The 19329-nt window shown below is 61.1% G+C and carries 20 protein-coding genes; 3 read left to right on the plus strand and 17 right to left on the minus strand.

From position 1 onward, the window contains the following. Window positions 1–5: 5 nt before the first annotated feature. From EDF46_RS17235 to EDF46_RS17255, 5 genes are read right to left on the minus strand one after another with little or no spacing between them, the layout of a single operon-like run. Window positions 6–881 (minus strand): ABC transporter permease, encoded by an 876-nt coding sequence (locus tag EDF46_RS17235; protein WP_123507786.1) that lies wholly within the window; start codon window positions 879–881, stop codon window positions 6–8. Continuing rightward, a complete protein-coding gene (locus EDF46_RS17240) occupies window positions 881–1660 on the minus strand; it encodes an ABC transporter ATP-binding protein (RefSeq protein WP_123507925.1) in 780 nt (259 codons plus the stop codon). The genes EDF46_RS17235 and EDF46_RS17240 overlap by 1 nt, the downstream gene beginning before the upstream one ends. After that, entirely contained in the window at window positions 1657–2319 is a 663-nt protein-coding gene (locus EDF46_RS17245; protein ID WP_158614305.1) for a M24 family metallopeptidase, read from the minus strand. Before EDF46_RS17245 ends, EDF46_RS17240 begins: the two co-directional genes overlap by 4 nt. 9 nt (window positions 2320–2328) lie before the next feature. Next, window positions 2329–3081 carry a glutamine amidotransferase gene (locus EDF46_RS17250; RefSeq protein WP_123507790.1) on the minus strand — a complete coding sequence of 251 codons (753 nt, stop codon included), beginning with the start codon at window positions 3079–3081 and terminating at the stop codon, window positions 2329–2331. Between the two features lie 2 nt (window positions 3082–3083). Continuing rightward, window positions 3084–3980 (minus strand): ABC transporter substrate-binding protein, encoded by an 897-nt coding sequence (locus tag EDF46_RS17255; protein WP_123507792.1) that lies wholly within the window; start codon window positions 3978–3980, stop codon window positions 3084–3086. A gap of 383 nt (window positions 3981–4363) precedes the next feature. Here EDF46_RS17255 and EDF46_RS17260 point away from each other — a divergent pair, with 383 nt between their 5' ends. Beyond that, entirely contained in the window at window positions 4364–5203 is an 840-nt protein-coding gene (locus EDF46_RS17260; RefSeq protein ID WP_123507794.1) for a ribokinase, read from the plus strand. Here EDF46_RS17260 and EDF46_RS17265 read toward each other — a convergent pair. The 7 genes from EDF46_RS17265 to EDF46_RS17285 all read right to left on the minus strand — a co-directional run bounded on the left by EDF46_RS17265 (window position 5188) and on the right by EDF46_RS17285 (window position 9885). Then, window positions 5188–5592: a DUF4913 domain-containing protein gene (locus EDF46_RS17265; RefSeq protein WP_123507796.1), complete on the minus strand. Its 405-nt coding sequence runs from the start codon at window positions 5590–5592 to the stop codon at window positions 5188–5190. The two genes, EDF46_RS17260 and EDF46_RS17265, sit on opposite strands and share 16 nt — an antisense overlap. Window positions 5593–6243: 651 nt before the next feature. Continuing rightward, entirely contained in the window at window positions 6244–7095 is an 852-nt protein-coding gene (locus EDF46_RS17270) for a PHP domain-containing protein (protein ID WP_123507927.1), read from the minus strand. A 106-nt stretch (window positions 7096–7201) separates the two neighbouring features. Then, entirely contained in the window at window positions 7202–7444 is a 243-nt protein-coding gene (locus EDF46_RS18120; RefSeq protein ID WP_148061272.1) for a hypothetical protein, read from the minus strand. Between the two features lie 107 nt (window positions 7445–7551). Beyond that, a complete protein-coding gene (locus tag EDF46_RS18125) occupies window positions 7552–7896 on the minus strand; it encodes a hypothetical protein (RefSeq protein ID WP_148061273.1) in 345 nt (114 codons plus the stop codon). A 456-nt stretch (window positions 7897–8352) separates the two neighbouring features. Beyond that, window positions 8353–8652: a helix-turn-helix domain-containing protein gene (locus EDF46_RS17275; RefSeq protein WP_370454136.1), complete on the minus strand. Its 300-nt coding sequence runs from the start codon at window positions 8650–8652 to the stop codon at window positions 8353–8355. Continuing rightward, a complete protein-coding gene (locus EDF46_RS17280) occupies window positions 8582–9172 on the minus strand; it encodes a hypothetical protein (RefSeq protein WP_148061274.1) in 591 nt (196 codons plus the stop codon). The genes EDF46_RS17275 and EDF46_RS17280 overlap by 71 nt, the downstream gene beginning before the upstream one ends. 398 nt (window positions 9173–9570) lie before the next feature. Then, window positions 9571–9885, minus strand: coding sequence for a hypothetical protein (locus EDF46_RS17285; protein ID WP_123507802.1), 315 nt, complete (start codon window positions 9883–9885; stop codon window positions 9571–9573). 366 nt (window positions 9886–10251) lie between these two features. On the opposite strand from EDF46_RS17285, the gene EDF46_RS17290 reads away from it, so the two are divergent. Next, the gene (locus EDF46_RS17290; RefSeq protein WP_123507804.1) at window positions 10252–12342 is read left to right on the plus strand and encodes an RHS repeat-associated core domain-containing protein; all 2091 of its coding nucleotides are present in this window, start codon (window positions 10252–10254) and stop codon (window positions 12340–12342) included. 651 nt (window positions 12343–12993) lie between these two features. On the opposite strand, the gene EDF46_RS17295 is transcribed toward EDF46_RS17290, so the two are convergent. From EDF46_RS17295 to EDF46_RS17305, 3 genes are all read right to left on the minus strand, one after another. Further along, window positions 12994–15144 (minus strand): ATP-binding protein, encoded by a 2151-nt coding sequence (locus tag EDF46_RS17295; RefSeq protein WP_158614307.1) that lies wholly within the window; start codon window positions 15142–15144, stop codon window positions 12994–12996. Window positions 15145–15446: 302 nt separating this feature from the next. After that, complete coding sequence (locus EDF46_RS17300; protein ID WP_123507808.1) at window positions 15447–16064, minus strand: DUF4276 family protein; 618 nt, start codon at window positions 16062–16064, stop codon at window positions 15447–15449. Then, entirely contained in the window at window positions 16061–17374 is a 1314-nt protein-coding gene (locus EDF46_RS17305; RefSeq protein WP_123507810.1) for an AAA family ATPase, read from the minus strand. The genes EDF46_RS17300 and EDF46_RS17305 overlap by 4 nt, the downstream gene beginning before the upstream one ends. A gap of 209 nt (window positions 17375–17583) precedes the next feature. On the opposite strand from EDF46_RS17305, the gene EDF46_RS17310 reads away from it, so the two are divergent. Next, window positions 17584–18165 carry a recombinase family protein gene (locus EDF46_RS17310; RefSeq protein WP_123507812.1) on the plus strand — a complete coding sequence of 194 codons (582 nt, stop codon included), beginning with the start codon at window positions 17584–17586 and terminating at the stop codon, window positions 18163–18165. On the opposite strand, the gene EDF46_RS18130 is transcribed toward EDF46_RS17310, so the two are convergent. Together EDF46_RS18130 and EDF46_RS17315 are read right to left on the minus strand one after the other, a co-directional pair. Beyond that, the gene (locus tag EDF46_RS18130) at window positions 18154–18648 is read right to left on the minus strand and encodes a hypothetical protein (RefSeq protein ID WP_148061276.1); all 495 of its coding nucleotides are present in this window, start codon (window positions 18646–18648) and stop codon (window positions 18154–18156) included. The genes EDF46_RS17310 and EDF46_RS18130 overlap by 12 nt on opposite strands. 100 nt (window positions 18649–18748) lie before the next feature. Further along, the gene (locus EDF46_RS17315; RefSeq protein ID WP_123507814.1) at window positions 18749–19318 is read right to left on the minus strand and encodes a hypothetical protein; all 570 of its coding nucleotides are present in this window, start codon (window positions 19316–19318) and stop codon (window positions 18749–18751) included. Between the last annotated feature and the right edge of the window lie 11 nt (window positions 19319–19329).

A 19329-nucleotide genomic window follows, 5' to 3' on the forward strand; every position in this document is an offset into this window, starting at 1 on the left:
CCTCGTCAGGGTCGGCTGAGGGAATGGACTGCCTCCACGGAGGCCTGCTCGCCGGTACCGGATGCGGCGGCCGCAAGGGTTTTCCCGAAGCGTCGGCGCCGCGGAACCACGCTAGTGCGCCGCCACGGAGTGGCCGCTATCTCCCACGACGTAATCAACAGGAACGTGATCAAGCCGATGGAGGCAAGGACAACAATCGCGGCGAAGACGCCGGCCGTGTTGAACCTCGACTGCTGGATGGCGAGGTAGACCCCCAGGCCCCCCGTGGTTGAAGCTGTCGACTCCGCAAGAACCGCGCCCGTGACCGAGAACGTCGCCGACATCTTCAGGGCAGAAAAAAGCGGGGTGAAGGTTGCCGGGAGGCGGACGAGGGTGAAGATCTTCCAGCGGCTGGCCCCCATGGCGCGGGCCAGGTTGATGGAGTCACGGTCAACGGAGTGGAGTCCGTCGAGGACGTTGACGAGGACAGGGAAGAAGACGATGAGCCCGACGATGAAAAGCTTCGGGGCCAGGCCGAAACCGAGCCAAATGACGAGGGCTGCGCCGATGGCGACGACGGGAATCGCCTGCGTGATGATCAGGACGGGGTAGAGGAACCGGTACAGCAGCTCGGACTGGGACATGACGATCGCGAGGAGGAACCCGAGGGCGGAACCGATCACGAAGCCGAGAACGAATGACTGCGAGGTGACGAGGATGCCTTGCGCGATCGTTGCCCAATCCGATCCGATCGCTTGGAAGGTTGCCATCGGTGTCGGGAGGACAAACGAAGGGATGTGGAAGGCGACGACGACGAGCCACCAGACCAGGAGGAGGCCGACGATGGAGGCGATGGGGATGAGGATGTCGAGCCACCAGCGAGAGCTGAGGTTTGTGGGCATTAGGCACCAGCCTTTGCGTTGCCGTAAATGAGTTCGAGTGCTCGTGCTTTGTAGGCCATGAACCGGGGATCGGTGAGGTCCCGGATGCGGCGGGGGCGTTCGATGTCGACGTTGATAATTTCCTGAATGCGTCCCGGCCGGGGTGACATGACGACGACGCGGTCCGACAAGAAGATGGCCTCTTCGACGTCGTGGGTGACGAACAGAATGGTGCTGCCGGTTTCTTGCCACACCTGGAGGAGCCATTCCTGCATTTCCAGGCGTGTTTGGCTGTCGAGTGCCCCGAAGGGTTCGTCGAGGAGCATCACGTCGCGAGCGAAGCTCAAGGTGCGCATCAGGGCCACGCGTTGTCTCATCCCGCCGCTCATGGCGTGAGGGAAGTGGTTGAGGAAGTCTCCGAGGCCGTAACGGCGAGCCATGTCGGCTGCGTCCTGGCGGTCCTGCGTCGAGACTCGGCCGTGGAGGGCCTTGCCGAGGGTGATGTTCTCGAGGGCACTTTTCCAGGGGAGGAGAAGGTCCTTCTGAAGCATGTAACCGACGTGTCCCGGTTGACCTGTGATGTCTTGACCGTCGATGAATGCGTGACCCTCGGTGGGGGTGAGGATGCCGGAGAGAATGTTGAAGAGGGTGCTTTTGCCGCATCCCGAGGGGCCAACAACGGAGACGAATTCGCCCTCGTTTATGGTCAGGGAGGTGTTGTCCAGGGCGAGGTTCGCGTCGAACCGCTGAACAATGTCTCGGAGTTCGATCTTGACCGGGCTTGCAGTGGTCGTGGTCATGAGATCACCGTGCATTTTGTGGGGCCGAACCAGACGATGTCTTCTCTTTTGACTCCGTAAAGGTGGTTGCCGATGAAGGGTTCCACTGCCCAGGCCCCAGTAAGAGGGGTTTCGTTCCACTCGTCGATGTATCCCTCGTCGTACGACGAGTCTTGGGTGATTGAGTGGCCGATGTTCTGGAGCCGATCAAGAAGCAGCAGTCCGGTTGGTGCTCTGAGAGCTTCGAACTCAGCGAACCAATCGCAGGCGCGCATGCCAGGGCGGGCTGCGGCGAGAACGCCGGCGTGGAGGGCCTCGATGGTGTCCAGGGCCCGCTGTTGTGGGACGTTGTTGCCGCGGATGAAGGATCTGGTGCAGTCTCCGAACCAACCGTCCTTGGTGGTGGGGTGCACGTCGACAAATCCGAGGTCGAGGTTCCAGAGAAAGCGTTCTGACGGGATGTCCGTGGGGAAGCAGCTGAGGGTACCGATGCCGACACCGACGACGGTCGGTGTCCAAGGTTCGGTACTTCCCAGTTCCAGCATGCGCTGGTCGGCGCGGTCCCGGATTGTGATCTCGGTTTCACCTGGTTGCGCGTTAGAGGCGATTTCTTCGGCGACTTGGATGGCTAGCCGCTGGGCCGCGACCAACCCTGCGGGCGGGGTGTCGGTGAGAGTCATGGTCATTCCTTAGTCGTTGGGCTGGGCGAGCCAGCCGATGAGCTGCTGGAACAGGGCCGTGAACCCCGGCCAGTTCTGAAACTCGGTTGGCAACCAGTGAGGTCCCATGTCCGTTGCCAGGGCTGCCGTCCGGCCGGCGCCCGCCGTCCCGACGACGAGCAACGGATACCCGTCAACTTCAGCGAGAACCGATGAGTCCTCTTTCGCGATGAGCCGATGGAAGCCCAGGACGGCGGGCCAGGTTCCGTCGGTAAGTCCCCGGGTGATCGCATGATCGGTGGTGGCGGTGGGGCGAGGACCTTCGGGTGCTTCCTGTCGGTCGTCGCCGATTTCCATCTCCACAGGGAGCACACGGGCTAGAGGAGTTGCTCGATAGTTCGCCTTCGCTTCAATTCCTTGAAAGCTGAGGTAGCCACCGACCATGAGAAGCGAACCGCCGGCCTCGACCCAATCGGCCAGGACTTTCAATCGGTTCGGGCGTGAGTGCCCTTCGCGGAAAACCGGGGAGGAGAGCAGGAGTGTGTTCGCGCCGATGTCGCTGAGGACGATCACGTCGTAGGCGTCCAGTTCCTCGGCTGTTGCGGGGAACCCTTCGGCAGCAACATGATTAGGCTGGAACGTGACGTCGTGCCCGGCGGCGCGGAGGGCCGCAAGGAAAGCGTCGGCTCCCTCCTCATATGTGGACGTAATGAAGGAGTCGAAACCCTTGGTGTGGATGGTGGTGCTGGACCAGGATTCGCCGGCGAGAAGAATGGTGCTCATGATTATTTCTGCAGCGCACTGTTCGTATAGTAGCTGCTGACCTTTCCTGCTTTATCGATGACTTTATACTTCGCTGCCGCGTCGACGATGTCGGTCCAGGCGGCGTTGGTCTGGGTGAGGTCACTTGCCGTCAGCGTTTTACCCGCCGTACCGAGCAACGGGGCGGTGTCTTTCCACTGCAAAGTGGCGAAGGCCTTCGTTTCGGCTTTCGGGTAGTCCTTAAGGAACCGGGAAACGGCGTAGGTCGGGTGTGAGCGGGCATAGTTCATGCCCTCGATCGTCGCCTTCAAGAACTTCTTGGCCAACGCCGGATTCTTGCTCAGCCAGGAGCTGTTTGCAGCGAGAGAGAACACGGGCGCGTTGGGGGCGCCGTAGTTCTTCGCCAGGGCGACGCTGTATTTCTGTCCCAAGGAAGTCAGCTCGCTGCCTTCAGCATTCGTGACACCCGTAATGGCATCCACTTTTTTCTGCACCAGCAGAGGAACGGTGTCGTCGCTTGCGGTGACGAGGGTCACGTCGCTGAGCTTGAGGCCGACGTTGGCGAGCATGATTTGGAGCTGCGCGGCGGACCAGGAATCGGTATACGTCCCGATCTTCTTGCCCTTGAGGCTCGCCGGGTTGATTGGCGTGCCGGTCGAGGTCATGAGGCCCCAGTTGTTGGCTTCGCCGTACCGGGCGATCGACACGACTGGAACACCCTTCGAGGCACTGGTGACGACATCGACGGACGTTCCGAAGGCGAGATCCGCACGGCCCGTTCCGAGGTACTGCATCGTGGCGGATGTGTTCGGCGGGGCCATGATGTCGAGATCGATGCCTTCTTTTTTGTAGAAGCCCTTGTCCTTGGCGACGATCCAAGGAATCCAGAATCCGTCGGCCGTGGGCCACTCCTGGATCATCGTCACTTTCGTCAATCCATTGGCGCTGGTGCCGCTTGATGCACTACAGCCGGCCAAGGCGGTGGCAGCTACTGCGAATACGGCTACGGCCGCTGCAATCCGTCGGGCTCTCAAAGGGGTCGATCGAATTCGCATCTCGTGCTCCAGTGTCGGGTCAGGCAATTACACGGCAAACGATTACCGTAGGGGGGAAGGTAATCGATTACCAATTGCGAGCACAAGTGGTGAAACAGTCTTGTTTCGAGCGTGAAATGTCCTGGAAATCTGGCCTCAGCGTTCTCAGGCGCAGTGGCCGAACAACCACCGCGTCAAGATTCCTCCCCATTCATCGTCATCAAAAACATTTAGTTATCCGAAGACCCCACTAACGAGAAAGACCCATCATGAACCCGTCTGTAGCCCTGGCCGTTGTCGGCAGCATCAACGTTGATTTGGTGGCGCTGGCCGGAAGACTGCCAACACCCGGGGAGACCGTGGGTGGTGCAAAGCTTCATCGGCACCCCGGCGGCAAAGGGGCAAACCAGGCGGCGGCGGCCAGCAGACTGGGCGCAGACGTCCGATTCATCGGAGCCGTTGGCGACGACGCAGATGGCAGCACTCTGATCGATGGACTGCGGTCAAGAGGGGTCGATGTGTCGGAGGTTCGGCGCGTTGCGACTCCCACAGGTATAGCGCTCATCGTTGTGGATGCTGCGGGCGAGAACCAAATCGTTGTCTGCCCTGGAGCGAACGCGTTCGTCTCTCTCGAGGCCATTCGTTTCTCCGACAAGCAGGCGGTACTAACTCAGCTGGAAATCGAGATGGACGTTGTGCTTCGCGTTGCCGAAGCGGCTTCAGGGTTTCTCGTCGTGAACGCTTCTCCGGCACAGCGGCTTCCTGTCGAACTCCTCGAGTGCGTCGATCTGTTCGTCGTCAACGAATCGGAGTACGCACTCATGCCGGAGCTGAAACAAGCCAAGCTCGTGGCGGTCACCCTCGGCGAGAGGGGCGCCATGCTTTTGCGCTTCGGCATTGAGATAGCCCGTGCCGATGGCGTTCATGCGCGAGTGGTTAACACCGTCGGAGCGGGAGACGCCTTCTGCGCAGCGTTAACGGTGGCCCTTGCATCCGGAATGCCCCACGACCGTGCTCTGGCCGCGGGATGTGCCGTCGGCGCAGCCGCCGTCACACATCCCGAAACCCAGGTGCCCCTCGAAGCATTGACCCACTACGTCGGACTCTGAACGAAGAAGGGGCGGGGCACCATGCGGGGTCCCGCCCCTAAACGGCGCTCCGGCCCCAACCTCGCTGGGTTCCAGTCTTCGGGCGGCAATGCCGGCACCGGCCGTACGCGCTGATTGTTCTTAGAGGACAGGTGCCCCCGTTCGGCGTCGCGGTTGGCGAATGGCCCCATGTCGTGGAACAGGATCAGGCGGTGCGGATCCCAGTGGTGAAGCCACCACTCCGACACGGCCGCGAGGTCGTCTGACACGTCGATCATTCGATAGGCCAGCCACGCCGCTTTGAGGCGTTCCACCGCCTCCGGGTGCTCCCACCAGGTCGGGCACCACCGCACTCTCTGCGCGTCCGTAAAGAACTCAACCCTGGCGAAGTGTTCTTGCACCCACGCCACGAACTCCGCGTGCCACGGCCCCGCGGGTTGGCATCCTCCGGGTCGTCCGGGTTGAAACCGTCGCCCCCTCCGGCCAGCTCGTCCACGTCGCCGGCCGTCGTGTCGTAATCCGGGTCAGTCATTATCGATCGCCCCCACCGGAGCCGCAGTCGGGGCCTTGGCGGGGCGGGATTGTTGAGGAGGTCGGTTAGCTTCTTGTCCTCGAACCAGGGCTTGGCTTTCATCATCACCGGGCGGCCCTTTACCGGGAACATGACCATGTGCCAGCGGGGTAGACCGCCGTGGACCGAGAGCGGAACGCTCACCGTGCGTCTTCCTGAGGATGGGCGAGAGGCTAGCGAACGTATCTCCATACCGCGACGACTAGGAGCAGCAGGGAGACAACTGCGATAACGAGCGGACCCCAGAACAGCGCTCCTGTGTGGGTTGGAGCCAAGCCTGACATGGCGATCAGCACGAGGCTGGATGAAACCATTTGCCAGGCAATCTGCCTTCGGCGCGCATCTGGCTTCGAAGACGACTCTCGGGACATGCTCTTACGATATCCGGAGACTCGGACCGACGGAAGCCGTGCGCGTTACCAGACCGGTTTCGTGCGGTCAGACGACGTTCGCAGACGAACCTTGACCGTGCGTTACATATAGGCCGGGGTCAGCGCGTCCAGAAGTCCCCCGGATGACTCCCCGGTCGGAAGTCGAAGTATTCGAGCATCGCGGCGGCTTCGGGAAACCCGGCAGCGAGTTGTTCTGCAGAGTGGGCATCGCTGCCAAAAGTCACCGCTTGCCCGCCCTCCTCGACCCACCATTGAGGTGTCCATGGCCGCAGTCGACGGGTGTTCATCTCCAGCGCACGACCTGAGTTGGCAATGGCCCTCATCGCAGCTCGGAAGCCTTCCTCGAACTCCCGGGGATTGAAGGGGCCCGCGACGTTTGCTGGCCAGGTTCGGGCCGCGTAATCAATGTGGGTAAGCACCTCGAACGAATCGGATCCTGCGACCATCCGCGGAATCTCTTCGAGATAGGCCCACATCACTCCGGCTGGTGTGTGATGGCGGTACAGCGTCACAGGCTCGGTACGGTCCTCTCCATGAAACGGCAGCATGTGCAGCGACCCGTTGACTCGATCAATCTGGCCACTACCGAGGATCGCTGCGGCGGCATCAGCCCATAAGTGCGGTTGACCGAATTCGACGCCCGTCATGATTTTCACGCTGGGGAAGTCATGCCGGCACCGTTCAATGGAATCGAGATATCCGTCGAAATCGAACGTCGGCAGGTGAACATAGTTGTCCTCGTCAACGAGGACTCCGGCATGCGAACCCATGTCGCCGTCGCCGACGAGCCACCGGTCCTCGAAGTCGAGGTGCTCCGTAAACGCGATCGCCGGGAGGCCGATCAGCTCTGCACGGGCGCACGTTCGACGCATCAAGCCAACCGAGCTGGGGTCGGAACCGGCGTCCCAGGAGTATTCACTGTGGACATGCGCATCCGCGGGCAAGGTCATGCCGACGACCATGCCAGCCGCGGCCAGCGGGAGCAAGAGTCATGCAAACCAGAATTGACCCCCTACCACTGACTGAACCACTGCGCCTCTGCCCGTAAACCGAACGTCAATCGTTCCCGGTGAGCCGCGCTTTTGAGGCTCGCAAGACGCTCGAGTAGGCAGCATCAAAGGCTTCGTCGATTTTTGGCTCGAGAGCAGCTCTTAGAGAATTTAGAGCGACGACTTCAGCAGCGTCGTCAACGAAATCCGAGGAGCCATTGCCTCGCTGGTTTCGGTCCAGGAGATGAGCCAAGACAATGACCTCGGCGTATTCGAGATCGATGGTAACGGTCCTGGCGATGTCGCTCATGGACCAATTATGCGAGACATCATGCGGTGCAGCAGGGAACGGCTATCGTGCAGGGCCTTGGAGATGGGGTGGCGCGGAAACGGAGCCGTCTCCAGGGGCGATAAAAGTCAGTTGCCGGATGCTTGGTCGCTCGTCTCGCGTCTTTTGAGATCCCAACGGACGGCCTCGGCCGTGATTCGCAGGATGACGAGCAGGGCCCCGAAACCGGCGAGAGTCATAGCAGCGATGTGTTGGTAGAGGGCTAGCTGATCATGAGTGAGACCGGTCGCGTTGTCAAAGGTGGCCTCGGATGATGCCTTGCCGTAGGCCCAGGTGATTGCTGCTGCGGGGAAAAAAGCACCAGCGAAGACAAGTAATGCGACGCCCCAGGGATTAGTTCGGGAGGTGGCTGCTCCGGGGCTCGTCTGGAGTCCTCTTATCTCGAGCATTTCGGCTGGCTTCTCATCACTCATGGACACACCTATTGCCCACGGGGGACGCCACAGAAGTGGTCATGTTGGCGGCATCGGGAGCCCGCAACCACCGCGATCGCTTCGGTACACCAACGGCATACGAACAGTCCTCCTCGAAGTGGACGCCCGGGCGGCCTAAGCCGGAATACCGTGCACCATGAACCCTTTCTTTGACCTCGTCGTCGGACCAGACGGCACCGTTACCCTGCCGGCTGAATTGTTGGCTGAACGAGGTTGGGTTGCTGGGTCCAGGGTGGCCGTGATCAGCACCGCTCGCGGCCTGCTCCTCGATGAGCGCAGCACTCTAGAGGACCTAGTAAAGGCGGGCGCGTCGGGAGCGGACCCCTTCGGCATCGAACGCCCTTAGTCGGGGCAGATTCCATGCGGCTCGGACGACGTTCGCAAGCGAACGCTAATCGCGCGCCGACGCGCGGGGGCAAGGCACCTTTCGACTGCTTATGGATGAATTGAAAACAGCTCCTGAGGGGTTGCGTTGAGGGCGTCGCAGATGAACGTCAGAGTTGTGAATCGGATGGCTTTGGCCCGGTTGTTTTTGAGGATGGAGAGGTTTGCCATTGTGATCCCTGTCCGAGCTGACAACTCAGTCAGCGTTACCCTTTCGCGATTTAGTACCTCGTCGAGGTGACATTCGATTCGGTGTGCTCCAGCAGTCGGCTCGTGGGCTTCAGACAATCCCTTCCGCCTGTTCCTCGAGGAGGGCGCCTTGCCGGAATGCTGCGGCCAACGCGAGCGCAACGATGCCGGCGACCAGGATGGACATCGGCCAGGTCGGTCCGCTCAGTCCGATCGCCGTGTAGTTGCCGCCAAGGAAATGATGCTCGTCTTGGTCACTGACACCGCCGCTTCCGAAGAGCAGACCAATTCGTGATCCCAGATAGATCCAACCGGCGGTCGCCACAAGGCCCTGAAGTGCGCCGCCGCCAAGGAGAGTGAGGCTGAGGCGCCGCCAATTGCGCAGGACGCTCCGGTCGAAAGGCGTGGCCGCCCGGATACCGCGCAGGACGAAAAGCAGGAAGATCGTCGCGGCGAGAACGATAACGGCATGAATAAGGGATGGAGCGGCGCCTACGAGTCGGAGTGAGAGGGCTGCGTCAGCGAGAGTGCCGTGGCTTCCTTTCTGCAGGTCGGCCTGCTGGAGTAAAGGCAGGCTGCTGAGAGGAAGAGCGCTGCTGCCTCCACCGAAGGTGAGGATAAAGCGGCCGGTCACTGTCGTGATTGTCGTCGCGAGATCGGTCAGGATGATGAGGGTCGACACGACCAGAACGATTGGGTGCACAAGACGCAGAACGCCAGGCCGAGTACCGAAGGCCCTCCGTTCGGGCATGGCTGTAGCTGACATCTTCTCCCGTTTATTGATTGTCGATGTTATTGAAAATCAATATAGAGTCGGAAATCGAGCAGGTCAATGGTTTCGCTGCAGCGAATGGCAGCTTGTTTCGTTAGTCGAAGCCAATCAGGTAACCCCTTGCAGCCTGGCTCGGTCTGTGGCGCCGCCTACGCATGCCTAGGGTCAGGACAATTTGTCCTTCCAAATTGGCTTATGTCCAGCCGTCGTCAAACCTGTCCCGGCCTGTCACCGTGGGGGCTCCTCGGCAGGATCAGGGTCGGGGAGGCGCGGGGGGCGCGAGTCGCCTCCCGGGTAGCAACTACGGGTCAGGCGGGCTGGAGGTGACCCTGTAGCTCGACCTCCTCCATGATCTGTAAATCGACACCGGTAGAGCCGGATGCGGACATTGCCTCAAGCCACGCTCGGTTCACGGAACCCAGATGCGAGCCGTCGAAGAGAAAGGCCATTGGAATCCCCGGGCTTACCCAAATGCTCGACCGTCGCGTCTCGCCCGTCTTGGGCCGCCAGGAAAGGAACGTGCTTTCACCGTGGCGCAGCTTTGCCCCAACGATGATCTGGACGTGCAGAAGCGTGCGATCGTTCATCGGGATCGCGTGACCGCCGTACCGGAGGGTTCCCATGAGCGTCTTCCCTTGCGTGTTGGCAGGAAGGTGGGCTGAGGATCAGGGTCAGCCCACCAACGTTTCTGCGATCAACGGGTCTGGGCTGACTAGGGACAAGGTAGACCCGCCGGTCTTCACGCCGCAAGCGTCACATCGACGGATGCAAGGGCCAGGGATGTTCTCCAGAGCCTGTCCTGTCGACGATTGCGCCGGGAAGCCACCCACGACCCGTCAACTCGAGGTCATCGATGGCTGCGTCGTAGGTCGAGAAGGGCTCACTCTGCAGCAGTACCTCAAGCGAGTCCACGTCGAGGGCCCGCCAGCAGCAACCAGTCGCTCACCTCGGTCACCAGTCAGGGCGGGTCCTCGTCCTCGGCGACTTACTTGAGCGACACGGCGGCGACGGCGTACCTGCCGCAGACTGTCAAGTCCGATACCGGGTCGGGGTCCTCGACATCGACGATGCACTACACGGCCTTCGGCCAGCAGGACTCCTCGACGTCGACGGCGGATGACGGCACGTCGGTGGTGGCGAACCTGACCTACAACACGGCCAACTCCATCACCGATGGCACCGTGGCGACGGCGACGGCGCCGGGGAACACGAACAACCCCACCACCTACGGGTACAACACCGACCACCAGCTGACCTCGATCACCCCGGTGACGGGGAGCTCGTTGCAGGCGAAGGCGTTCACCTACGACTGGTTCGGGCGCCTCGCCACCCAGACCGACGGGGCAGGGAACACCACCTCGTACACCTACGACAACAACGACCGGCTGCTGACCACCTCCTTCTCCGACAGCACGCCCACCGTCACCGACACGTATGACGCCGGCGGGCACCTGCTCACGGAAGCCTCGGGTCCTGGGACGGTGACGAGCACGTATGACCAGCTCGGCCGGCTCACCTCGACTGTGAACACCGCCGGGGGCGGCACCATCTCGTACGGGTTCGATAAGGCCTCGAACGAGACGTCGATGACCACCAGCTACGGCACCTGGACGAACACGTTCGACGCCTCCGGGGTGCTGCTGGTGACCAAGTACCCCAAGGGCAGCACCTACCAGTACACGGACTACGCCACCGACAGTCAGGGCCGGCGCACGGACACGTTCCTGCAGGGCAACTCCACCTACACCAACAGCACCACCTCGACGCCGAACTATCCGACCAGCTACACCGCCCGGTACACCACCACCTACGACGCGAACGGGCGTATCGGAGAGGTGAAGGCGATCACGAACGGGTCGACACCCTCGACGACGTTCGACACCCAGTACTGCTACAACTCCGCCTCCACCACCAGCTGCCTCGGCGGCGACGCGAACAAATCGACCGACCACTCCAAGGTGTACTGGAGCAAAGACCTCACCCCAGGCGGATCGCTGACGGTGTACAAGTACACCACTGCCGGCCGGGTGAAAAGCGCCACCGAGACCGGCGGTACGTCGAACACGGTGTGGACGTACACGTACGACAACCGCGGCAACCGGCTGACGGCGAAGACGACGGTTGATGGCGGTACCCCGACGACGCAGACCCTGACCTACAACGCGGCGAACCAGATCAGTAGCGCTGGGTACGTCCACGACGGGGCCGGGAATCTGACGGCAACCCCGACGGCAACGTACACGTACAACGCGGCCGAGCAGATGACGTCATCGACGAAGACCTCAACCGGAGTGACCACCACCTACACGTACGCCGGTGCCGCCCAAAACGCAGTCCTGTCCGAGTCGACCGCGGGCGGGTACACGTACAACCTCACCTACGGGCAGAAAGACTCCAACGGGCAGCCCGAGATCGTGAAGTACAACACCCACACAGCCCAGAACGACCTCACCGGCAACCTGTTCGCCGACCCCACCACCGGGCAGCCCGCCATGCTGACGACCTCGTCGGACATCGGTTGCCTGTACGTGTACGACGGCCTCGGCAACCCAGTTGGATTGCTGACAGACTTCGCCACAAACGCCATCAGCACAAACTACGACCCCTACGGCGTCGGCGACCTGTCCGGCACCGGGAACGGTGTCGGGCAGAACCCATACACGTTCCATTCCGGCACCCAAGACCGCGCCTCCGGGCTGATCAAGTTTGGGATCCGTTGGTATAACCCAGCCACAGGCACGTGGACCCAGCAAGACACCCTCGACGCACCCCTCGACCCGGCCAACGCCAACCGGTACGTATTTGTTGGGGGCGACCCTGTCAATGGACTCGACCCAACGGGTAAGGCTGGCGGCGAATGTGCAGGCGCCATCATCGCGGAGGCCGCTGGGGTTGCCGTTTTGGGCATCGGTGTTGGCCTGCTCGTTGCTGGAGCCTCTACGGGGGCAACTGAAGCTATAGCGGCTGGTACCCTCAGCGAAGAATTTGTGGTGGGGGGCGCCGCCGGCGGTGCGGTCGGAACAATCTTGGGAGGCTTCACGAGTACTTTCGGAATTGGTGACATTCAAAAGGCGTGTTGATTATTTTGGGGAAATTCGTGTTCAAAACAGCATGGTTTTGGTTCGTTCTTGCCGGCCTTGTATTCGCTTTGGGCCTCGCTAACTTCGCTCTCGATCAAAATGTGTTCAGCCGGTGGGCTGGCTCGCTCGCTGCGATAGCTGTTGCGCTGGGGGCGGTCGCCTTCGGTCTCGCAGTTGTTAAGGGTCGGACTCGTACCTGATCTATTGGGCAGCGCGTTCTTCCCACGCCAACAAGTATTTGCTGACTAAGAGTCAGAGACCTTCACTTGCAAGGTCTCTGGCTCTTAGTGTCTCGGTCGCATTTCGTGACCGGTAGCCGGTCGCCTACCAGGACGTGATCACGGCACAGAGTTATGCGCGAACCACGACACCGAGCGAAGCTGCTCATACTCGGCTTATTAATGGCTTGAGAATCTGTGTTCGAAAATTCTCGAATGCCAGTCGCGCAAGGCTGCCCGGCCAAAGTGCCTCACCCGAGACGCCCCTCCTTCTCGAAATCGATCGATTGCGGACGTCGATGGATGAGGTAGCTGCCGTGGCACAGAGCCGGGGGAGTGGTCTTCTCGAATCTTGTGTCCGGAATCAATGGCAGGTCAGCACCGTTTTTGAGGCTCCTTGAAAGGTGTCTTGACGTTGGGGTCGTAGGTGTCTCTATGCGGCGAGTTGGACCTGGTCGGGGTGGGGGATTGTGAGCCAGAGGTCGACCTCGTCGTCGGCGTCGAGGCCGAGGGCGGCGGCTGTTTCGTCTGGGGTAGACGCGACGATGGTGATGGCAGTGTCGGAGTCGGATTGCCCGGTTCGGATGACTATGCGAGATGACCTGACGGGTTCGAGTTGCCGGGCCACATCATCCAGAATTGCGTCCAGGACCACGGGTGAGATGCCGTCGAGTCCGCCGTCGTCGAGGACTTGAACAAGGGTGCCGCGACGGCGATGGCCGGAGACGACATGGCGGATGGCGGGGTTGAGGAGGGCGCGGCCGCGGATCTCGTCCCGGAGGGCTTGTTCGAGGACACGGCACTCGGTGCGGGAGGCGTCGTCAAGTTTCCCATTGCTATCGAGGATTTGTCGAAGCATGGGGGCGGCGGTGCCTTTGGCGTGTTGGAGTCGCTGCTGGCGTTCGTTGTTGAATGCGTCGAGCTCTGCTTGCCGAATGGTCAAGTCGCGGTGCCTTTCGGCCGCGACCTCGGCCGCGATAGCAATTTTGCGTAGGGCACGGTGAATGAGGAGGCCCGCGATCGCGATGACGATTTCCCCGGCGAGGCCTAGCCGGATGACGCCTTCGGGTCCGGCCCAGAGGGTGATTTGGGTGACGAGGGCGGTGACGATGATGACAGGGGCGAGCCGGCGGCCGGCCATCCACGCCATGGCGGCGCCGGCGAGGACACCGCAGGTGAGTTTGGCGGCAGACGCGGAGTCGAAGTTGGCAGGGTTCAGACCGACATTCGCGATGCTGCACAGCACGACGCCGACACTGGTGGTTAACCACGCCGCCCTGTTGGTCATGCTGCCCTGTTTAGCTCCCTGGATGAGGGTGGGAAGGACGGCAAGTCCCAGAGCGGAGGAGACGGCGGTGGCGTATTGGTGGGTAGTAACGAACGCTTCCGCGAAAGCGATGAGGACCGCGATGACGATCAGCACCCCAAGCACTCGGTAGAGGAGTCGTCGGGGGATGATGTTCAGCAGTGCTTGGCCTGGTTGACGAGTTGGCGCCGAATGTGCCGAGTCGGGTCGCCAGTCAAGGGTCACGTTCGTCCCTTGCCCGGGCGCCGAGCGGATGTGCGCGGTGCCGCCGATGTGCTGGACGCGCTCCAGGATCGACACCCGCACCCCAAGACGTTCCTCCGGGACCTGGTCCAGGTCGAACCCTGCCCCGTTGTCAGACACGGTGATGCGAATACCACCGCCTTTGAGGGGGATCCCGGTCACCGAACGGGTAGCGGCTGCGCCGGCGTGTTTGGCACTGTTCGTGAGGGCCTGCACGGTGGCTGACATGAGCGCGTCCGCCACTTCGGATGGAACCTCGAGGGTGCCAAAAGCGAGGTCAAAGGTGACCACGCCTCGAAACGGCGCGAGATCAGAATTGGTCGAAGAAAAGAACGCTCCGACGGGGATGGATACCGGCTGGGTTCCTGGGTCGTTGCTAGTTGAGGAGACGAGGTCGAGAGCTGCGCGGGCCATGCTGGTGGCGCGTTCCGGTGCGTGGCTCCCGGCCGCGGCGAGGAAGGTGGCAAGGACGGTGTCGTGGAGGAGCGCGTCCGTCCGCACCCGTTCCGCCTCGGTGGCTAGGAGTCGTTGCTGGTCTTCGAACAGCAGTTGCGCTTGCTGTTCTGCCGTGTCGGCTTTGTCGGCCCTACCCCGGAGCGCCCGCACACCGACGATCAGGGCTACTGCGAGGAGGAACAGGCCGAAGAACGTGATGAAGGTGTTGCTGGCAGTGAGTGGTTCGACATACACACTGATGAGAGCCGCGGTGATTCCGCCGCACAAGATCCCAGCACGCCACGGGTTCACCTCGGCCAATGCTGTGCAGCCGAACGCGATCAGCGACAGGCCGAGAAGCCAGGGAGCTGACCCGGCAGGGAGCGGATTGCGGAGCGTAAACGGCTCTAGAAGGAGGAGCCCGACGTAGGCGACTACCGGAATCCATAACCAGAACTGGGTGGGGCGTGCGCGTCGGATGAGGGCGAGTGGAAGGGCCACCACCATGAGGCCGGCGAGAAGCACGGACACGAGCAAAAGGGGGACCTTGTCCGGTCGGTGAGTCGCCAAGAAAGCTGGCAACGCGAGCAACAGCAGCATGACAGCGACCATCGACAGGGTCCCCGCCATGCCCCGCTCGACCCCACCCCGGAGTGGGAGAGAACCGTCCGACAGGAGCCCTGTCAGTGCGGGGGACCTGTGGCCCCGATCGCTCGTGACCTGTGGCCCCTCAACGCCCGCTAGGTTGACAGGTCTCTCGGGCACCTACTCACGGTAGAAGGGAACACGCCCAGGCACGACTCCCCAGAAAGGGTCGCGATGCCGCCTGCTACTCCCAATTCCCATGCGTTTTGGCACAGTTTGGTTATGGGACGTTCGCGTGTCGCTCACGACGACGGAAGTTAGGGGGCCTTGCATTGACCTTCGTAAGCTTGGTCGCCGAGAACATGAAGGAAGTGGCGAAAGCTGCGGCTGTTCTTCGCCACGCGCTCGACCTTCGCTTTTGCCAAGGTCCGCTTCGAATCTTGGATCTTGTCGTAGTTTTGCCCAATCGTGGCGGCCTTGAGCAGAGCCAAGGCTTCGACCTGATCGGCCTTATTGGGAGAAACAGCCTTTTCCATGCTCGACTTGATCTTGAAACGGGCTGGTTGCGCCTTAAGGGCGGCGAGGTCGGCTATGACCCAGTTTTCGAAGGAACGGTCCTTGATGACAACAGCTACAGGAATCTTCGAGCTACTCACCTTTTTGACGGCGGCCGTGATGGACGCGGCAATAAAACCAGGTCCAGTCGCTTGCTGTTCTCGATCGAGCAAAATGACAATCTTGTCCACACCTTTGAGGGCGCAGATCTTCAACGTTGGAGCGCAGGTTCTCGCGATTTTCTCTACCGGCCCGTCGGGCTGAACCCGCAATCTCATTATCGGAATGAACTCGTGACCGGTTCTTGATTTGAGCTGCGCGACGAGGCCGGGGAGGGCCGTCCATTCGCTCTCACCTTCGGTGACCAGAGCTATCTTCATGAATCTACTTCGTCTAGAACCTCGGAGAGGCCGCGTGGAACGGCCTCCGGGAAGAATCCGCTCACGTAGGTCTCGAACAGCGACAGCTTGCCGGAAACCAGGTCTGCGGTCAGATCAGGATCCATAGACGTGAATCGCCGTAAGGCGCTCCGCCCTTCCCGCATCCACATCAACCAAACGATCTCTGGGTTGACGTAGTCGAGTAAAACTGGGGAATGGGTGGTGAAGAGGATTTGGCGAGGTGACTCAGTAGTGAGATCGATGAGGTGTCTGAGAATCCAGGGATGAACCGCATTCTCGGGTTCTTCGATCATCAGCATTGAGGCTCTTGGATCGAACAGCGCTATAAGCAGGGCAAAGGTCTGAATGGTGCCGTCAGAGACTTCCGCTGAGTTCCAAGGCCTACCGACTCCTCTTTCCTTGAACTGGACGGCCAAGCGTCTGTCTTCCGTGGGAACGATAGTGATTTGCGTCAACCCGGGGACGATTGAGCGCATGGCCTCTTCGACTCGCTGCCAAGCATCTGGGCTTCTGCGCCGAAGGTTGTCGGCCGCTCCTGGGACGTTCTCGCCAAATCGTCCAAGTTCAGCATTAGGCGTTGCAACGCCGGATGTTCGCGATAAGTGTGGCGACAGCTGGAAGACCTTTACTCTGCCGACGTGCTCGGAAAGCAAGCCGGCTACGTTCAGATAGCGCCAGCCTGTTACGACAAGCTCGGTGGCACCTGGTGCACGCCCCCACTGGTCCCACGCAAAGTCTTTGTCGAGAAATGGCCTGACCAACTCTGCTATTTCCCCGGCGTTAAGCTGAGTGTGTTCACCGATCGTATGAGTCATCTCCTGACCCCGAAAGCGGAGGTCGACAAGCAGTTGACCCGCGGCATCCGAGACAATGAGCCACTCCTCAAGAATCTCGAAGTCGGCCAAGAGCTTTTGCGAGGCAGCGTGGAAGCTGAAGCCATGAACCATCCGCAACGAGAGGTCCGATGGCCACTGTTCTCCAAGGTGTCTTCTCCAATAGACACCCCTCTCTCCGCTGAGGTCTTCAGCCGAAACTTCTGCTTCGACCTCGAATGAGATGGGGCGTTTGGCACGACGCGTCCTTCGATGCGCGATATTTTCGTAACCGCCGGCTCGACTTACCGCGAACTCGAGATCGTGACGATGAGCATCGGACAAAAAGGTCAGGGCATCAACGAGGTTGCTCTTGCCCGCCCCATTTGGGCCGGTCACTACCGATAAGTGATCGAATTCTGCTTCTAAGTCGTATAGCGACTTGAAGGCCGCCACCTTGATCCTGCGAATTTCCATGGGCCCACTCTGTCAGTCAGGCGCGTCAAGCTCCATGGCGGAAAGTGATGTCTCGTAACCCTAGGGATATGGGATGTCCCACGGTCTCGACTTCGAGACCCGAGCTAAGTCCGGATATCCGCCACGCCGAACTTCCCAAATCTATGTGCCAAAAGCGTCTGCTCGAATCTGTGTAGTCAGGCACTGTTTTGGGACACGTTGGAGGTTACGTGGGGAATCTCATCGGTTATGCACGAGTCTCAACGAAGCAGCAGCAGACCGACCGGCAGAAGGCCGATCTTCTCACCGCCGGCGTTCGTCGTGATGACCTCTACATCGATCACGGTGTGTCCGGTGCTCGCTCGTCCCGTCCGGAGTTCGATCGCGCATTGGGGGCAGTTCATGAGGGTGACACGTTGGTGGTGACGACGCTGGACCGTTTAGGTCGATCGACGCAGAACATGCTGTCTTTCGCTGAAGCTCTTCGAGCGAGGTCGGCGGGTTTGCGCGTGTTGAACCTTGGGGGAGGGGACGTGGACAGGTCGACGCCGATGGGGTCGATGGTCTTCACGGTGATGTCGGCCCTGGCTCAGATGGAGCTCGACATTAAGAAGGAGCGAATCACCGACTCGGTGTCTAAGCGTCGAGCTGCTGGGGGAGACCTGGGTGGCCGCCCCCGGAAGGTGACTGATCGGCAGATCCAGAACGCGATCCGGTTGATCGATGGGGGAGAGGCCGCGGCGGGTGTTCTTCGCGATCTCGGATTGTCTCGGTCGACGTTTTACCGTCGAGCTCGAGCGCTACAGCCCTGACGTGTGTGGTGGCTTCTGCACTCGGTCCCCGCCGGGGTTATCAAGTTCGGCGGAACAGGTCAGGGTCTGGTTGTACAGGTCGGTGACGCGCTGCCCCCAATGCCTGGCGAAGTAGACACGGTAACCGCCGCCGACACCCCACAAAGCGGCTAAGGTCCAGTCGCCTAACGCTCCTGCCACCGAGTCGAAGGCGCGGAGAAAGCCGAGGAGAGCCCAGAAGGCGGCAAGGCCAACGTGAACCCACCCCAGCCCTGAACCGAAATCGGCTAAAGGTTTGAGGTATTTCGACTGCTTCGGCAGGGGCACTCCAGCAGGCGTGGGCCCTTTTCTAACCCATTGCCTTAGCGACCAGTACGCGGCGTACCCGCCGACTCGTCCCCACACCCAGAACATCAGGGCTGCGGAAAGAGCAAAAGCGACGCCGACACCGCCGACGAACCCCCACGCGGGCATGTTCGGGAAGAACGTGAATCGCCAGCTCAACCAGAGGGCCGTGAGGGCACTCCCGAGGCCGAGAACCTGCAGCCACGGGAACGCGTGATAACCAACGGTGCCGCCACCTTTATGAGGTGTTGCCCACCCCTTAGCCAACAGTCTTCGTGCCCGCATCCGCCCGGCTGTTGTCAGCTGACGGGCCTTGGAGCTGCTGGAGGAGCGTGTCGATCTTCGCGACCAGGTTCCGGGCCTGAATGATCGAGAAGACCCCGATTCCGATGAAGAAAACGGTGATCACCCACGGGATCACCGCGGTGGGGTCTTGGGTGATGAGCCAGATCCCGAGGAGGGTGAACAGGCCGAACCCGATCGGGTTGATCCAGTGCGCGCGCTCGTTCTGGGTGCGGCGTCGTTTCAGAGCGGGGACCCAGATGGAGGAGTCCGCGTCTTCGGGCACCGCGCCTGTCTTCATCGCCCTATTGATTTCGATGGAGATGTTTCTGCCGCCGTCACGGCGCCGTTGACGCGCGATGATCGCCGTCATGAACCCTCCTACAAGAAGCGCACCTCCGAGGCGAATGAAGGCGCTGACGAAGTTCAGTTTCGATGAGCCGTCTAGGAGGGCGATGCCGTAGGTGCCGAGGAAATAGAACCCGGTGAACCAGGTGAACAACACCCCAAGTGGTGCACCCTGCAGGTGCGCGCGGAACTGTTTCATGAGGGGGCGCC

It is taken from the genome of Frondihabitans sp. PhB188, from assembly GCF_003752365.1.
GTDB lineage: Bacteria > Actinomycetota > Actinomycetes > Actinomycetales > Microbacteriaceae > Frondihabitans.

What these genes read in the sequence shown, in the direction of transcription:
- EDF46_RS17245 (WP_158614305.1), bottom strand. Translation starts at nt 2,319, where the DNA reads ATGACTCTCACCGACACCCCGCCCGCAGGGTTGGTCGCGGCCCAGCGG.
- EDF46_RS17260 (WP_123507794.1), top strand. Translation starts at nt 4,364, where the DNA reads ATGAACCCGTCTGTAGCCCTGGCCGTTGTCGGCAGCATCAACGTTGAT.
- EDF46_RS17235 (WP_123507786.1), bottom strand. Translation starts at nt 881, where the DNA reads ATGCCCACAAACCTCAGCTCTCGCTGGTGGCTCGACATCCTCATCCCC.
- EDF46_RS18120 (WP_148061272.1), bottom strand. Translation starts at nt 7,444, where the DNA reads ATGAGCGACATCGCCAGGACCGTTACCATCGATCTCGAATACGCCGAG.
- EDF46_RS17315 (WP_123507814.1), bottom strand. Translation starts at nt 19,318, where the DNA reads ATGAAACAGTTCCGCGCGCACCTGCAGGGTGCACCACTTGGGGTGTTG.
- EDF46_RS17240 (WP_123507925.1), bottom strand. Translation starts at nt 1,660, where the DNA reads ATGACCACGACCACTGCAAGCCCGGTCAAGATCGAACTCCGAGACATT.
- EDF46_RS17285 (WP_123507802.1), bottom strand. Translation starts at nt 9,885, where the DNA reads ATGGGAACCCTCCGGTACGGCGGTCACGCGATCCCGATGAACGATCGC.
- EDF46_RS17305 (WP_123507810.1), bottom strand. Translation starts at nt 17,374, where the DNA reads ATGGAAATTCGCAGGATCAAGGTGGCGGCCTTCAAGTCGCTATACGAC.
- EDF46_RS17300 (WP_123507808.1), bottom strand. Translation starts at nt 16,064, where the DNA reads ATGAAGATAGCTCTGGTCACCGAAGGTGAGAGCGAATGGACGGCCCTC.
- EDF46_RS17255 (WP_123507792.1), bottom strand. Translation starts at nt 3,980, where the DNA reads ATGATCCAGGAGTGGCCCACGGCCGACGGATTCTGGATTCCTTGGATC.
- EDF46_RS18125 (WP_148061273.1), bottom strand. Translation starts at nt 7,896, where the DNA reads ATGAGTGATGAGAAGCCAGCCGAAATGCTCGAGATAAGAGGACTCCAG.
- EDF46_RS17250 (WP_123507790.1), bottom strand. Translation starts at nt 3,081, where the DNA reads ATGAGCACCATTCTTCTCGCCGGCGAATCCTGGTCCAGCACCACCATC.
- EDF46_RS17295 (WP_158614307.1), bottom strand. Translation starts at nt 15,144, where the DNA reads ATGCTGCTGTTGCTCGCGTTGCCAGCTTTCTTGGCGACTCACCGACCG.
- EDF46_RS17270 (WP_123507927.1), bottom strand. Translation starts at nt 7,095, where the DNA reads ATGACCTTGCCCGCGGATGCGCATGTCCACAGTGAATACTCCTGGGAC.